Annotated in this window: 15 protein-coding genes; 7 read left to right on the forward strand and 8 right to left on the reverse strand. The window is 72.9% G+C overall.

Annotated features, from left to right (window positions below; translation table 11 throughout):
* Positions 1-64 precede the first annotated feature (64 nt).
* The 5 genes from HEK131_RS21360 to HEK131_RS21380 form a co-directional block, all read right to left on the reverse strand.
* Positions 65-988: an LLM class F420-dependent oxidoreductase gene (locus tag HEK131_RS21360; protein WP_217464885.1), complete on the reverse strand. Its 924-nt coding sequence runs from the start codon at positions 986-988 to the stop codon at positions 65-67.
* An 85-nt stretch (positions 989-1,073) separates the two neighbouring features.
* Entirely contained in the window at positions 1,074-1,544 is a 471-nt protein-coding gene (locus HEK131_RS21365; RefSeq protein ID WP_202494822.1) for a DUF6099 family protein, read from the reverse strand.
* A 175-nt stretch (positions 1,545-1,719) separates the two neighbouring features.
* Positions 1,720-2,064, reverse strand: a complete 345-nt coding sequence (locus HEK131_RS21370) for a nucleotide pyrophosphohydrolase (protein ID WP_217464886.1) — start codon at positions 2,062-2,064, stop codon at positions 1,720-1,722.
* Positions 2,061-3,230, reverse strand: a complete 1,170-nt coding sequence (locus HEK131_RS21375) for an ATP-binding protein (RefSeq protein WP_217464887.1) — start codon at positions 3,228-3,230, stop codon at positions 2,061-2,063. Before HEK131_RS21375 ends, HEK131_RS21370 begins: the two co-directional genes overlap by 4 nt.
* 162 nt (positions 3,231-3,392) lie before the next feature.
* The gene (locus HEK131_RS21380) at positions 3,393-3,776 is read right to left on the reverse strand and encodes a cell division protein SepF (protein ID WP_217464888.1); all 384 of its coding nucleotides are present in this window, start codon (positions 3,774-3,776) and stop codon (positions 3,393-3,395) included.
* A gap of 239 nt (positions 3,777-4,015) precedes the next feature.
* On the opposite strand from HEK131_RS21380, the gene HEK131_RS21385 reads away from it, so the two are divergent.
* From HEK131_RS21385 to HEK131_RS21405, 5 genes are all read left to right on the forward strand, one after another.
* Positions 4,016-5,824, forward strand: a complete 1,809-nt coding sequence (locus HEK131_RS21385; RefSeq protein WP_244336595.1) for a methylmalonyl-CoA mutase family protein — start codon at positions 4,016-4,018, stop codon at positions 5,822-5,824.
* Positions 5,824-7,998 carry a methylmalonyl-CoA mutase gene (scpA, locus tag HEK131_RS21390; RefSeq protein ID WP_217464890.1) on the forward strand — a complete coding sequence of 725 codons (2,175 nt, stop codon included), beginning with the start codon at positions 5,824-5,826 and terminating at the stop codon, positions 7,996-7,998. Before HEK131_RS21385 ends, scpA begins: the two co-directional genes overlap by 1 nt.
* 7 nt (positions 7,999-8,005) lie before the next feature.
* Positions 8,006-9,001, forward strand: a complete 996-nt coding sequence (gene meaB, locus HEK131_RS21395; RefSeq protein WP_244336596.1) for a methylmalonyl Co-A mutase-associated GTPase MeaB — start codon at positions 8,006-8,008, stop codon at positions 8,999-9,001.
* Between the two features lie 67 nt (positions 9,002-9,068).
* Entirely contained in the window at positions 9,069-10,028 is a 960-nt protein-coding gene (locus HEK131_RS21400) for a DUF4232 domain-containing protein (protein ID WP_244336597.1), read from the forward strand.
* Between the two features lie 32 nt (positions 10,029-10,060).
* Positions 10,061-10,537: a nucleotide triphosphate diphosphatase NUDT15 gene (locus HEK131_RS21405; protein ID WP_244336598.1), complete on the forward strand. Its 477-nt coding sequence runs from the start codon at positions 10,061-10,063 to the stop codon at positions 10,535-10,537.
* Here the strand turns inward: HEK131_RS21405 and HEK131_RS21410 are convergent.
* Together HEK131_RS21410 and HEK131_RS21415 are read right to left on the reverse strand one after the other, a co-directional pair.
* On the reverse strand, positions 10,534-10,890 hold the full coding sequence (locus HEK131_RS21410; RefSeq protein WP_217464894.1) for an SCO4225 family membrane protein: 357 nt from the start codon (positions 10,888-10,890) through the stop codon (positions 10,534-10,536). The genes HEK131_RS21405 and HEK131_RS21410 overlap by 4 nt on opposite strands.
* Before the next feature lie 67 nt (positions 10,891-10,957).
* Positions 10,958-11,803 (reverse strand): helix-turn-helix transcriptional regulator, encoded by an 846-nt coding sequence (locus tag HEK131_RS21415; RefSeq protein WP_244336599.1) that lies wholly within the window; start codon positions 11,801-11,803, stop codon positions 10,958-10,960.
* 102 nt (positions 11,804-11,905) lie between these two features.
* Between HEK131_RS21415 and HEK131_RS21420 the strand changes: the two genes are divergently transcribed.
* Both HEK131_RS21420 and HEK131_RS21425 read left to right on the forward strand, forming a co-directional pair.
* Positions 11,906-12,613, forward strand: a complete 708-nt coding sequence (locus HEK131_RS21420) for an SDR family NAD(P)-dependent oxidoreductase (RefSeq protein ID WP_244336600.1) — start codon at positions 11,906-11,908, stop codon at positions 12,611-12,613.
* 129 nt (positions 12,614-12,742) lie between these two features.
* Positions 12,743-13,978: a cytochrome P450 family protein gene (locus HEK131_RS21425; RefSeq protein WP_244336601.1), complete on the forward strand. Its 1,236-nt coding sequence runs from the start codon at positions 12,743-12,745 to the stop codon at positions 13,976-13,978.
* A gap of 72 nt (positions 13,979-14,050) precedes the next feature.
* Here the strand turns inward: HEK131_RS21425 and HEK131_RS21430 are convergent, their stop codons facing one another.
* Positions 14,051-15,130, reverse strand: coding sequence for a PASTA domain-containing protein (locus HEK131_RS21430; protein WP_244336602.1), 1,080 nt, complete (start codon positions 15,128-15,130; stop codon positions 14,051-14,053).
* Positions 15,131-15,271 lie beyond the last annotated feature (141 nt).

Below are 15,271 nucleotides of genomic sequence, written 5' to 3' on the forward strand. Positions count from 1 at the left end.
GAGTCTGTGCACTGATTTCCGCGGGGCCGGCCGCACGGACGACGGCGGGCCCCGCGGGCGGGCGTCAGGACACCTGGGGCATGACCTGGGCGGAGATCAGCTCCAGTTGGTCGAGGTCGTCGAGGTCGAGCATCTGGAAGTAGATCCGCTCGGAGCCGACCGCCTGGTAGCGGCCGATCTTCTCGACCACCTCGGCGGGGGTGCCGGCCAGGCCGTTGGCCTTCAGCTCGTCGACGTCGCGGCCGATGACGGCGGCACGGCGGGCCACCTCGGCGTCGTCCCGGCCGACGCAGGCGACCAGGGCGTTGGAGTAGACGAGGGAGTCGGGGGCGCGGCCGGCCTCCTCGGCGGCGGCACGGACCCGGCCGAACTGGCGCTCGGTGTCCTCGACGGAGGCGAAGGGGATGTTGAACTCGTCGGCGTACCGGGCGGCGAGGCGCGGGGTGCGCTTGGCGCCGTGACCGCCGATGAGCACCGGGACCTTGCGCTGGGCGGGCTTGGGCAGCGCGGGCGACTCGGTGAGGTCGTAGTAGGTGCCGTGGAAGTCGTAGGTCTTGCCGGCCTCGGTGGCCCACAGGCCGGTGACGACCTCGAGCTGTTCCTCCAGGCGGGCGAACTTCTCCTTCGGGAAGGGGATGCCGTACGCCTTGTGCTCCTCCTCGAACCAGCCCGCGCCGAGGCCGAGTTCGACCCGTCCGCCGGACATCTGGTCGACCTGGGCGACCTGGATGGCGAGCACGCCGGGCAGCCGGAAGGTGCCGGCGGTCATGAGGGTGCCGAGCCGGATGCGGCTGGTCTCGCGGGCGAGTCCGGCGAGCGTGATCCAGGCGTCGGTGGGGCCGGGCAGGCCGCTCACGTCACCCATGCGGAGGTAGTGGTCGGAGCGAAAGAAGGCGTCGAATCCGAGATCCTCGGTGGCCTTCGCCACGGTGAGCAAGGTGTCGTAGGTGGCCCCCTGCTGGGGCTCGGTGAAGATACGAAGGTCCATGACCTCCATCCTGCACGTCATCGGCCCGGCGGACCGCATCGGCACCGCCGCGCGGGCCGGTACCGGCCAGGGCACCTCCGTCCGCTCAGCCCGGCTCCCCCTCCGGCAGCAGCTCCTCCCTGGCCGCCAGCTTGCGCAGCATCTCCAGGACCCGGTCGCGGGACTCGTCCGCCGCGTCGATGGCTTCCATGCACTGCCAGTACACCGCCTCGTCGGACGCGGCGCTGGCTATGCCGACCAGGGCCATGCCCACCTCGCCGAGCAGCCCGCACAGGCACAGCAGGGTCCGGCGCGCGTCGGCGAGCTCGGTGAGCCGGGCGGCGAGCAGCTCGCCGGTGTCCAGCTCGGGCGGGTCCAGCACCCCGCAGCCCCGCCCCGCCAGCTCCATCAGCCCCAGCGCCTCCCCCCGCAGCTCCGGCGGCCCGGACACCGCCAGCCTGCTGCCGATCGCCTGCGACAGGGCCTGCGCCTGCCACACCTCCCGCAGGGTCCCCGGCGCGTCGGCGCCCGCCACCAACGCCTCTCTGCTGATCCCGATGAGCCGTAACGCGTCCATCCGCCGCCCCGTCCCCGTCCGTCCGTTCGACCGCACATACGTCTTCACTACCCAGAGTGATGGCACTTGGGGCGAAAAGCCAGAGGAAGACGGAAATCTGTGGACAACAATTCGGAATCGACAGGGAAATTGACTCCGTAGAGTGATAGCGGAGCAGATCGGTCCGCTCCTTGGATCAGGGCACGTCCCCGGCTCCCGGCACCGGGAACCGCCCCTCGTTCCGCTCGATCTTCGCCGCGAGGGCCGTCAGCGGGTCGATGCCCAGGACCTCGCACAGTTGGAGGAGGTAGGCGAGGACGTCGGCGACCTCGTCGGTGACGCGGTGGGCGGTGTCGGGGTCGGACATGACGCCGGCCGACTCGTCCGGGGTCAACCACTGGAAGATCTCGACCAGTTCGGCCGCCTCCACGCTGAGCGCGGAGACGAGGTTCTTGGGGGTGTGGTACGGCTGCCAGTTGCGGGCGGCGGCGAACTCGGCCAGCCTGCGCTGGAGTCCGGCCAGATCGGGGTGTTCGGTCACGGCTCCAGGTGTACCACCGTGATACCGGGCTTCCCCGCGCACCAGGCCGCGTCGCCGACAGCGCCCACCCAGCGGATGTGGCCGCGCTCGCCCATCTCGGCCGCCGTGAGCAGGAGTTGGCCCCGCTGGCCGGGGTCCAGGCAGCGGTCGAAGCCGTCGGCGAGCACCGTGAGGGTGCGCAGCGCGTCCGGCACCTCCCCCGGCGCGTCCACGTCCAGCACCCCCGGCCCGGTCAGCAGGACCAGGGCCAGCGCGACGTAGCGCAGCTCGCCGTCACCGAGCCGGGCCAGCTCGGTGCGGTGGCCGTCGCCCCGGTCGAGCAGGGCCCGTACCGTGCCGTCCCGCAGCCGTTCGGCGGCCAGGTCGGTCACCGGGCCCGCACACCCGGCGCGCACCACCTCGACCAACCGGGCGTGCCGGCGGCCGCATTCGGCGCGCGTACGGCTCAGGACGTCGGCGAGGTTGTCGCAGCCCGGCAGCAGCCGCCCCGAACCGGTGGGCACCGGGACGCGCATGCGCTCGGGCACCGGGTCGCAGGAGAAGACGGAGCGCAGCGCGACGACCATCTGCTCGGCGGCGGCCAGCACCCGGCGCTGTCCGTCGGTCTTCCCCGCCACCCGCAGCGGCAGCAGGGTGGTACCGAGGATGTCGTCGGGCAGCGGGGCGCGGGTCACCGGGGCGGAGCCCGCCGTGTGCCAGGCGGCCTGCACGGTCCGGCGCTCCGGGTCGCGCAGCGCGGTCTCCAGCAGGACGACCCCGCCCGCGCTGAGCCGCTCGCCCACGATGCGCAGCCGGGGTTCGGCCTGCACGGCCACGTCGAGCTGGACCGGACCCTCGACGCCGTCCGCCGTGCAGCCGATCCGGAAACCGCGCCGCCCCTCGGCGTCCGGCCGCGCCCGGTCGGGCACCCAGGCCGACGGGTCCGGGAACACCTCGGTGAGCACGGCCCCGCCGCCGAGCCGGGCGAGCGCCTCGTAGGCGGCGAGCGCGGTCGACTTGCCGGACCCGCTGGGCCCGGCGAACAGGGTGACGGCGCCCAGCGGGAACGAGGCCCGGCGGTGCCCGGCGAACGCGGACAGCCGCAGCTCGGTGATCCGGGCACGCACGTCGTACGCCTCTGGGAACGGCACCGGAGCGGAGACGGAGGGGACGGGGGAGACGGACATGAGCGGACCGTAGGACCGCGCCCACGGGACGAACCGTTTTTCTCCCCCGACCTTCCTACGATCGGGCGACCGCCTCGTCCCCGGACGCGCCACCCACTCGGCCCAACCGTCCTACGAACCTACGAGCGCCGGGCTCAGGACGAGGTCGCGCAACGACGCTCCTCAGCCCGACGCCTCCATGCCCATCAGCCCGCTGACCTCGGTCCCGGGCGGCGTGAGCAGGAAGACGTTGCGGTCCACCCGGTGCATCCCGCTGCCCAGCCCGAACACCACACCGGTGCTGAAGTCCAGGACGCGCTTGGCGACGTCGCCCTCCGCTCCGGACAGGTCCAGCAGCACCGGCACCCCGGCCATCAGGGTCTCGGCGACGTCGCGGGCGTCCGCGAAGATGTTGACCCTCAGGACGACGAACCGGCGGCGCGTCTCGGTGTCCGCGTCCGGGAGCGTCCGGTGGCTGACCGCGGACGGCCACGCGTCCCGGCCCCGCAGCGGCACGACCTGGGCGAGCCCTTCCCACTGTTCATCGGTGACGTCGTAACGGCTCACCGGCTCCCCCTGACCTGACTCGCTTTCGATGCCTGCACCAGCCAATTCTTACGCCAAGTCACCCGTTCAGCCCAACAACGACACACTGTGCGACACGGCCCTGATCCGGCGTCCGGCCCATCTGCCGTGCCCACGACGCCCGAAGGCCCCGCGGGAGGCCCGCATCACAACCGCAACGAGGGGAACGTCACAGGCCATCGTTCTGCTGTCACCTGAGCACCCTGTCCTAACATCCGAGCATGACGGTCCTGCCTGACGACGGGCTCTCCCTGGCCGCCGAGTTCCCTGACGCGACGCACGAGCAGTGGCAACGCCTGGTCGAGGGTGTACTGCGCAAGTCCGGCAAGGAAGTCTCCGGCGCGGCGGCTGAGGACGCCCTGTCCACGACGCTCGAGGACGGGCTGCGCACCCGGCCGCTGTACACCGCGCGCGACGCCGCGCCCGACCCCGGCCTGCCCGGCTTCGCGCCGTTCACGCGCGGCGGCCGCCCGGCCGGCAACACCCCCGGCGGGTGGGACGTACGGCAGCGGCACGCGGCGCTCTCCGACGGCTCGGTGCTGGCCGACCTGGAGAACGGCGTCACCTCCCTCTGGCTGGTGCTCGGCGAGGGCGGCATCCCGGTCGCGGATCTGGGCCGCGCGCTCGACGGCGTCTATCTGGACCTCGCCCCCGTCGTCCTGGACGCCGGTGCCGACACCGAGGCCGCCGCGACCGCGCTGCTGAAGCTCTACGAGGAGCGGGGCGTGGCCCCCGAGGCCGTGCGCGGCAACCTGGGCGCCGACCCGCTGGGTCACGAGGCCCGCACCGGCACCCCGCTCGACTTCGCCCCCGTGGCCGCGCTCGCCGCCCGTACCGCCGGTACCCACCCGGCGCTGCGCACGCTGACCGTGGACGCGCTGCCGTACCACGAGGCGGGCGGCTCGGCGGCCGAGGAGCTGGGCGCCTCCCTGGCCACCGCGGTGGCGTATCTGCGGGAGCTGACCGAGGCCGGGCTGAGCGCCGAACAGGCCGTCGCCCAGATCGAGTTCCGGTACGCGGCGACCGCCGACCAGTTCCTCACCATCGCCAAGCTGCGCGCGGCACGCAGGCTGTGGGCGCGGGTCGCCGAGGTGTGCGGGGCGCCGGCCGCGGGCGCGCAGACGCAGCACGTGGTGACCTCGCCGGTGATGATGTCCCGGCGCGACCCGTGGGTGAACATGCTGCGCACGACGGTCGCCACGCTGGCCGCCGGGGTGGGTGGCGCGGACTCCGTGACGGTGCTGCCGTTCGACCACGCGCTGGGCCTGCCGGACGCGTTCGCCCGCCGTATCGCCCGGAACACCTCCACGATCCTGGTCGAGGAGTCGCACCTGGCGCGGGTCGTCGACCCGGCGGGCGGCTCCTGGTACGTGGAGCGGCTGACCGACGAACTCGCCCACGCGGGATGGGAGTTCTTCCGGTCGATCGAGCAGGACGGCGGCCAGGCGGCCGTGTTGCGCTCCGGCAGGCTCCGCGCGGACCTCGCGCAGACCTGGCGGGAGCGGTCCGCGAAGCTCGCCAAGCGCCGCGAACCCATCACCGGGGTGAGCGAGTTCCCCTTCCTGGACGAGAAGCCGGTGCGCCGCGAGCCCGCGCCCGAGCCCCGGTCCGGCGGTCTGCCGCGCGTACGCCGGGACGAGGCGTACGAGGCTCTGCGGGCCCGCTCCGACACCCACCTGGCGACGACCGGCACCCGCCCCCGGATCTTCCTCGCCACGCTCGGCCCGGCCGCCGAGCACACCGCCCGCGCCTCCTTCGCCGCCAACCTCTTCCAGGCGGGCGGCATCGAGCCGGTCGCCACCGGGAACTTCGAGGAGAGCGGCGCCACCGAGGCCGTGCTGTGCTCCAGCCACGCGCGGTACGCGGAGGAGGCCGAGCAGGCCGCCGAGGCCCTGCGCGCGGCCGGCGCCCGGCAGGTGCACCTGGCGGGCCGTCCCGCCGAGTACACCGGCGTCGACACTTACGTCTTCGCGGGCTGCGACGCCGTCGCCGTACTGTCCGCGACTCTGGACCGCATGGGAGTGTCCTGATGGGAATCCCCGACTTCTCCGGCATCGAGCTGGGCACCCCGGCCGTCGACGGCGGCGCCGAGGAGTGGCGTGCCGCCGTCGAGCGGGACACCCAGGGCGCCGAGCCGCTGTGGGAGACCCCCGAGGGCATCGAGGTCAAGGGGCTGTACACCGGCCGTGACCTGGAGGGCCTGGACTTCCTGGACACGTATCCGGGCATGGCGCCGTATCTGCGCGGGCCCTACCCGACGATGTACGTCAACCAGCCCTGGACGATCCGGCAGTACGCGGGCTTCTCCACGGCCGAGGAGTCCAACGCGTTCTACCGGCGCAATCTGGCCGCCGGCCAGAAGGGTCTGTCGGTCGCCTTCGACCTGCCCACGCACCGGGGTTACGACAGCGACCACCCGCGCGTGACGGGCGACGTCGGCATGGCGGGCGTGGCCATCGACTCGATCCTGGACATGCGGCAGCTCTTCGACGGCATCCCGCTGGACAGGATGACCGTGTCGATGACGATGAACGGCGCCGTGCTGCCGGTGCTGGCGCTCTACATCGTGGCGGCCGAGGAACAGGGCGTACCACCCGAGAAGCTGGCCGGGACCATCCAGAACGACATCCTCAAGGAGTTCATGGTCCGCAACACCTACATCTATCCGCCGAAGCCGTCGATGCGGATCATCTCCGACATCTTCGCGTACACCTCGCAGCGGATGCCGCGCTACAACTCCATCTCCATCTCCGGCTATCACATCCAGGAGGCGGGCGCGACGGCCGACCTGGAGCTGGCGTACACGCTCGCGGACGGCGTGGAGTACATCCGGGCGGGCCGGGAGGCGGGGCTGGACGTGGACGCGTTCGCGCCCCGGCTGTCGTTCTTCTGGGCGATCGGCATGAACTTCTTCATGGAGGTCGCCAAGTTGCGCGCGGCCCGGCTGCTGTGGGCCAAGCTGGTCCGGCAGTTCGACCCGAAGAACGCCAAGTCCCTTTCTCTACGCACCCATTCGCAGACCTCGGGCTGGTCGCTGACCGCGCAGGACGTGTTCAACAACGTCACGCGCACCTGTGTGGAGGCGATGGCGGCGACCCAGGGCCACACCCAGTCGCTGCACACCAACGCCCTGGACGAGGCACTGGCGTTGCCCACGGACTTCTCGGCGCGGATCGCCCGCAACACCCAGCTCCTGATCCAGCAGGAGTCGGGCACCACGCGGGTCATCGACCCGTGGGGCGGCAGCGCCTACGTGGAGCGGCTGACGTACGACCTCGCGCGCAAGGCGTGGCAGCACATCCAGGAGGTCGAGGCGGCCGGCGGTATGGCGCAGGCCATCGACGCGGGCATCCCGAAGCTCCGGGTGGAGGAGGCGGCGGCGCGCACCCAGGCCCGTATCGACTCCGGACGGCAGCCGGTGATCGGCGTCAACAAGTACCGCGTGGACACCGACGAGCAGATCGACGTGCTCAAGGTCGACAACTCCTCGGTGCGCGCCCAGCAGATCGAGAAGCTGCGGCGGCTGCGCGCGGAGCGGGACGAGACGGCGTGCCAGGACGCGCTGGACGCGCTGACCCGTGCGGCGGACGGCGAGGGCAACCTGCTGGAGCTGGCGGTGGACGCGGCCCGCGCGAAGGCGACGGTGGGCGAGATCTCGGACGCGCTGGAGAAGGTGTACGGCCGGCACGCGAGCCAGATCCGTACCATCTCCGGGGTGTACCGCAACGAAGCAGGCGAGTCCCCCTCGGTGGACCGCACCCGTGCCTTGGTGGACGCCTTCGAGGAGGCCGAGGGGCGCCGGCCGCGCATCCTGGTCGCCAAGATGGGCCAGGACGGGCACGACCGGGGACAGAAGGTGATCGCCACCGCCTTCGCCGACCTCGGTTTCGACGTCGACGTCGGCCCGCTGTTCCAGACGCCGGACGAGGTCGCCCGGCAGGCGGTGGAGGCGGACGTGCACGTGGTCGGCGTGTCCTCGCTGGCCGCCGGTCACCTCACGCTGGTCCCGGCGCTGCGCGAGAAGCTGGCCGAGGAGGGGCGCGAGGACATCATGGTCGTGGTGGGCGGGGTGATCCCGCCGCAGGACGTGCCGACGCTGCTGGAGATGGGCGCCACGGCGGTGTTCCCGCCCGGCACGGTCATCCCGGACGCGGCGCACGACCTGGTGAAGCGGCTCGCCGCCGATCTCGGCCACGACCTCTGAGCCCGGCATGGCCGCGATCGATCTCGACACCTATGTGAAGGGCGTGCTCGACGGGAAGCGCGCCCTGGTGGCCCGCGCCATCACCCTCGTCGAGTCCACCCGACCGCAGCACCGCGCGCTGGCGCAGGAGTTGCTCACCGAGCTGCTCCCGCACAGCGGGCGGGCGCGGCGGATCGGGGTGAGCGGGGTGCCGGGCGTGGGCAAGTCCACGTTCATCGACGCGTTCGGCACCATGCTCACCGGACAGGGCCACCGGGTCGCGGTGCTCGCCGTGGACCCGTCCTCGACGCGCACCGGCGGCTCGATCCTGGGCGACAAGACCCGGATGGAACGCCTCGCGGTGGACCCGCGGGCGTTCGTCCGCCCCTCCCCCAGCGCGGGCACGCTGGGCGGGGTGGCGAAGGCGACGCGCGAGTCCATGGTGGTCATGGAGGCGGCCGGGTACGACGTGGTCCTGGTGGAGACGGTCGGCGTCGGCCAGTCGGAGACCGCGGTCGCCGACATGGTGGACTCCTTCCTGCTGCTCACCCTGGCCCGCACCGGCGACCAGCTCCAGGGCATCAAGAAGGGCGTGCTGGAGCTGGCCGACGTGATCGCCGTCAACAAGGCGGACGGCCCGCACGAGCGGGACGCGAAGGCGGCGGCGCGTGAACTGGCGGGCGCGCTGCGCCTGATGCACGGCAGGGACGCCTTCTGGACCCCGCCCGTGCTGCACTGCAGCGCCCGTGAGACGAGCGGTCTGGACACGGTGTGGGAGCGCCTGGAGCAGCACCGCACCCTGCTGGACTCCACCGGGCGTCTGACCGCCAAGCGCCGGGACCAGCAGGTGCGCTGGACCTGGTCGATGGTGCGCGACGAGCTGCTCGGCCGGCTGCACTCCGATCCCGAGGTCAGGCGGCTGGCGCCGGATCTCGAACAGGACGTCCGGGACGGTTCGTTGACGGCGACGCTGGCGGCGGAGCGGATTCTGCGGGCGTTCGAGGGGCGGGACGGGGCCCTGTAGCAGTCCTGTGACCGGAGGAGTGGCCTCCGCCACAGCCGCAGGGGGCGGCGGCTGCTCAACTCGCCTGATGCGCAGATCATTCGCCGGACTGAGTGTGCTCGCCTCTCTGACCCTCGCCGGGTGCGGCACCGCCGGGTCCGGCCCGCTCGGTGCGGGTGGGGTGAGCGCGGAGCCGTTGTGCCCCTCCAAGGTCCCGCGCTACGGCGGGATTCCGCTCACCCGCCCCACGGCCACCGCCGACGCCCCGCGCCCGCCGGGCACGCCCACCCCGGTGCCGTCCACCACGGGCACCGCCCAGGGCGGGGTACGCATCACCCGCCTGTACGCCGGTGCGATCGACGAGGAGGGTGTCTGCCGTTCGAGCTCGCTGACGGTGGAGTTCGAGGTGGCCAACCCCGCCCCGCACGCCATGACGTACACGGTCGTCTTCGACGCCAGGGGCTACACCGGCGCGAGCCGGGTCGTGGGCGTCGGGCCCGGCAGGACCCTGCGCGGCAGGGTGGCGATGAGCCGTGGCCTCGGTGACATCGCGGGCGGCACCAGCGTGTCGATCATGTCCGTCCGCAGCGTCCCCACCGCCGAGGCCCCGGCTCCCGGCGGCCCCTGTCCCGCGTCCGGTGTGCGTGTGTACGCCGACGAGGGGGACGCGGCGATGGGGCTGCGCGTGGTGGGCCTGCACCTGCGGAACTGCGGCAAGGAGCCGTACACGCTCGACGGCCGGCCCGAGTTGGAGATCATCGACGGCGACCACGAGCGCGTCGAGGGGGTGGAGGTGCTCCCCTCCGCCCAGGTGGCCCAGCTCGGCGGGCCGCCGGACGTGGCGCGTCCCCTCACCCTGCGGCCCGGCGAGCGCGCCCTGTCCGGCATCGTCTGGCGCAACAGGGTGGAGGCCTTCGGCGGTGCCGTGAACGCCCCCTACCTCCGTGTCCGGGCCAAGGCGGGCGCCGCGCCGGTGATGGTGACGCCGGAACTGGACCTCGGCACGACCGGCAGACTGGGGGTCCAGGTGTGGCGGAAGGAGCAGTGACGGCGCCTTCCGCGCGACAGGAAGGGGAAGCCGTGGAGGACGACGCCTGCGCCGACAAGGGGCGGCCCTCGCCGCACGCGCTCACCGGTGCCGGGGTCGTGGTGACCGACGGCGCGGGCCGGGTGCTGCTGGGCTGGTCGAGGAAGCGCGCGGTGTGGGAGCTGCCGGGCGGGAAGAACGACGCCGGGGAGGGCTTCGCGGAGGCCGCCGTGCGGGAGTTGGCGGAGGAGACGGGGCTGCGGGCGGACGCGGCCCACGCGCGGCTGCTGGCGCTGCTGATGGACTCCGCGCACGGCATCCCGCGGGTGACGGCGGCGGTGCGGTTGATCGCGTACGAGGGTGAACCGAGCGTGCGCGAGCCGGAGTTGATCGACCGCTGGGAGTGGCACGACCCGGCCGAGCTGCCCCGGCCGCTGTTCACCCCGAGCGCGCACGTCATCGACACGGTGTGGCCGGGCCTGCTCACCGGGCTGCCGCCGGTGCACCGGTATCCGGTCGGGACTCCTTAGGCCGCCGACCGGTGCCGCCGGGTGCGGAACGCGCGTACCGCGAGACCGAGCAGGCCGGCGTCGACCAGTGCGCACAGCACCACCCAGGCGGCGAAGAGCAGCGGGCTGAGCCAGTCCGCCGAGGGGTCCAGTCCGGGCGAGGGCGCGAGGAAGGCGACCGCGCTGAGCGGCAGGGTGGCTGCGAAGGGCCAGATCGCGGCGAAGCCGGGGTCGGGCGACAGGTAGACGGCGTACAGGAAGAACCCGAGCGCGGACCCGGCCACCACGAGGTAGCCGCGCGAGAGCCAGTTGTCCGTGGCGAGGGTCAGCCAGGCCCGAAGTCGGCTTGAGCGGGGGCGTGTCGTGGGCGCCATGTTCGTCCCTCTCCGTGCGGCCGGGGTGCGGCGGGGTGTGGGTACGGGTACCCGGTGAGGCGAGGAATCAGCTCTCGACGGTCACCTCCTGTGTCCCCAACACCATGAGCAGGGCCAGCCGTTCGGCGTCCTCGGTGCCGGGCTCGGCCGTGTAGACCATGATCCGCAGGTCGCTGCCGGCGACGGACAGGATGTCGCAGTCCAGGGTGAGCGGGCCGACCACCGGATGGTCGACGGTCTTGCGCGCCGCGTCATGGACGCCGACCGTGCCTCGGTCCCACAACTCGGCGAACCGGGCGCTCTCCGCGCGCAGTTCGGCGATCAGTCCGGCGAGGTCGCGGTCGTCCGGGTAGCGTCCGGCGGCCGCGCGGAGGTCGGCGACGAGGGCGCTCTCGAACATCGCCAGCGACTCGGGGGTGTGCCGCACACCGGAGCCGGGACCGGCGAAGTGCCGCCAGACACCGTTGAGTCGGCGCCCGCTCCAGCGGGTGGAGTCGCCCATGAGGGCCGCGTAGGGCGGGTTGGCGGTCAGCAGGGTCCAGGTGGCGTCGTACACGGCGACCGGGGTCCGGCCGAGCCGGTCCAGCAGCCGGTGCACGCTGGGCGGGATGAAGGAGGGCACGGTCTTCGGGGCCGGCGGGGCGAGCCCGGCGAGCCGGTACAGATGGTCCCGCTCGGCCGCCGACAGGCGCAGCGCCCGGGTGAGCGCCTCCACGACCTGGGAGGAGGGGTTGGTGGCCCGGCCCTGCTCCAGCCGGGTCACGTAGTCGACGGAGATCCCGGCGAGCTGGGCCAGCTCCTCCCGCCGCAGCCCCGAGGTACGTCTGCGGCCGCCCGGAGGCAGGCCCGCCTGGCCGGGCGGGAGCCGGTCCCGCCAGCGGTGGATCGTACTCCCGAGTTCCGCGCTCGCCATACGGTCCAGTGTGCCGCGCGGGGCGCCCGCCCGCCTGGTACCGCCGGTCCCAGGAAAACGGCTCCTCTGGCTGGTGACGGGCGCCCGGCGGACGCTGGAGGCATGACGAACACACTGATCACCGGAGCGAACAAGGGCCTCGGCTTCGAGACGGCCCGCCGCCTGCTGGCCGAGGGCCACACCGTCTTCGTGGGCGCCCGCGACCCCGAGCGGGGCGAGCGGGCCGCCGAGGAGTTGGGCGCGCGGTTCGTGCGGCTCGACGTGACCGACGACGAGTCCGTGACGGCGGCCGTCCGCACGCTGGAGGCGACGGGCGGCTTGGACGTACTGGTGAACAACGCGGGCGTCGAGCCGCGCCGCCCGGACGGCGGCTTCGTCGACCCGGCGGCCACCACCGCCGACGAGGTGCGGACGGTGTTCGAGACGAACGTGTTCGGCCCGGTGAGGGTGCTGCAGGCCTTCCTCCCCCTCCTGCTGCGCTCCGCCGCACCGGTCGTGGTGAACGTCAGCACCGGCCTGGCCCTCACCCGCGCGCTGGCCGACCCGGCGGCGCCGGAGCACTTCTACCCGGACCTCGCCTACCCCGCCTCCAAGGCCGCGCTGAACATGCTGACCGTGCAGTACGCGAAGGCGTTCCCGGGGCTGCGTATCAACGCGGCGGACCCCGGCTTCACGGCGACCGACCTGAACCACGACACGGGGACGCAGAGTGTGCAGGAGGGCGCCGAGGCGATCGTGCGGTTGGCGTGCGTGGGGGCGGACGGGGTGACGGGGACGTTCCAGGAGGGGGCGGGGGTGGTGGGGTGGTGAGGCCGGCGCCCCAACTAGTTGACTGATCAAGGGAGATGGCGATCCGGCTCACCGTTGCGCCGGGGGAAGTGGCGCTCCTACGGTTGACCACGGTGCGCCCGTGTCCACTTCCCCCACCTAGGAGCCCTCGTGCCCGAGCAGCCGCCCCTGGTCCTCGATCCCACCGGCGCCGATCATCACGCCGAGCACCGGGCGCTGCACGCCCGGGGTCCGGCCACGCCGGTGGACATCCTGGGGCTCACGGCCTGGTCCGTGAGCGACCCGGCCCTCCTCAAGGCACTGCTGACCAGCCCGGACGTCTCGAAGGACCCGCGCGCCCACTGGCCGGCCTTCGCCGAGACGGCTCCGACGTGGCCGCTGGCGCTGTGGGTGGCGGTGACCAACATGTTCACGGCGTACGGGGGCGACCACCGCAGGCTGCGCCGCATGGTCGCCCCCGCGTTCAGCGCGCGGAGGATCGCCGCACTCCGGCCGGTCATCGAGTCGATCGTGGCGGACCTGCTGGACGACCTCGCGGAGCGGCCCGGTGACGAGACCGTCGACCTGCGCGAACACTTCGCCTACCCCCTGCCCATCACGGTGATCAGCAGGCTGATGGGCGTACCGGAGGTGCACTCGCCGGAGTTCCGCGCCGCGGTGGACGGCGTCTTCGACACGACGCTCACGGTGGAGCAGGCGACACAGAGCACCAGGGCCCTGTACAAGATGCTGGACGCCCTGATCGAGGCGAAGCGGGTCACTCCGGCCGACGACCTGACCTCCCTCCTCATCATGGCCCGCGACGAGGAGGGCGCCGGCGACGCCCTCACCCGCGAGGAGCTGCGGGACACCCTGCTGCTGGTGATCAGCGCGGGCTACGAGACGACGGTGAACGTCATCGACCAGGCGGTCACCACCCTCCTGACGGACCGGACCCAGCTCGATCACGTCCGCGCGGGGCGCGCGGACTGGAACGACGTGGTCGAGGAGACCCTGCGCCACGAACCGGCGGTCAAGCACCTCCCCCTCCGTTACGCGGTCCGCGACATCCCCCTCCCCGACGGCCGCCGCATCCGCGCGGGCGAGCCGATCCTCGCCTCCTACGCGGCGGCCAACCGCCACCCGTCCTGGCACGGCCCGACCGCCGACGACTTCGACGCGACCCGCCCGACGAAGGACCACCTGGCCTTCGGCCACGGCATCCACTTCTGCCTGGGCGCTCCGCTGGCCCGGCTGGAGGTGAGCACGGCACTACGGCGCCTGTTCGACCGCTTCCCGGACCTGGAACTCGCCGTCCCCGCAGCCGACTTGCACCCGGTGCCGTCCCTGATCAGCAACGGACACAGGACCTTGCCGGTGCGGCTGGGGAGGGACGGCGGGGAGTGAGACGAGGGCGAGCGGCGGGGTCCGAGCAGCGCGATCGTGCCCTGACCCCGTAGCCGTGCCGCTCACCGGCCCTCACCCCGACCGCCACCTGTTCCGGCCGTCGGAGCCGGGACCGCACACCATGGACGTGCCCGCCCGCGTGACGCCCGTGGCGCCTGCGGGTGCGCAGTAGGAGCCGGGGTGGACGATCCCGGCGCCGCCCCCGCCGGACGACGACGAACCACCGCCCCCTCCCGTCGACCCTCCGACCGATCCGGACGAACCACCGCCCCCGGTCGACCCCGCGGCCGATCCGGTCGATCCCCCGGCTGATCCGGCCGATCCGGATTCGCCGGATGCGCCTCCGGTCGATCCGGTGCCGCGATCCCGGTCGTCGGTGTGGTCCCGGTAGTCGGGGTCGCCGTCAGCGTCCCTGTCCGCGAGGGAGGCGCCCGCCTGGGAGCAGCCGACCTGGGGGTGGGCGAGTTCGAGTGTCACCGCTGCGGTGATGGAAGCGCCCTCGGCGGGGTCCTGTTCGCACACGCGCCATGCGTCATGGTCGCCGTCCGGCAGCTCGTCGTTCAGATAGTGCGACTCGGCCCGGATCGCGTCCTTGTCCACCCCGAGGTCCGTCAGCGCTCCTACGGACGCTTGCCAGGTCCTGCCCGTCAACTGCGGCATCGTGGGCCAGGGGATCTCCTCGCCGTCCTTCGCGGGGCACGGTTCGCCCGCCTTGACGGCCGCGAAGGTGAGCACCTTGCCTGCCGTCTCACGCTTGGCCTCCTGGAAGCACACGACCCAGCCGGACCGCAGGAGGATCGCCCGGTGCTCCGCGGAGGCGTCATGGCGCCGCGTGATGTAGCCCGCGTCGCGGGCGGTGTGCTCCGCGGCGTCAAGATGCTTGCCCTGGAGGTCCGGCGCCTTCAGCTCGACCGCCCGGCTCGGGGACGCCTTGGGGCTCGGCGTGCGGGGCTCGACGGACTTGGCGTCGGTCTTTCCCGTCTCCTGGAGCTGCCCGCCGAGGCCCGCGCCCACCGTCAGCAGGAACAGCGCCCCGACGCTCGCACCGAGCTTGGCGTACCAGCGCCACGGAGGCAGGAACCACAGCAGCCCGACGGCGGCGACCAGCACGAGGAACCCGAGCGGGAAGCTGAACGCCCCGACGATCGTCACCAACGCCAGGATTCCCAGCCCGGCCGGGGTGGTCTTCCACCATGGCCTCCCCGGTGCGGTCCGCCGAGGTGTGGAACTGTACGGGTTCACGTCGAGCTACGCCCCAATTCGGATACGTCGAAGTCGCCCGATTTTAGTGAG

The organism is Streptomyces seoulensis, assembly GCF_022846655.1.
Lineage (GTDB): Bacteria > Actinomycetota > Actinomycetes > Streptomycetales > Streptomycetaceae > Streptomyces.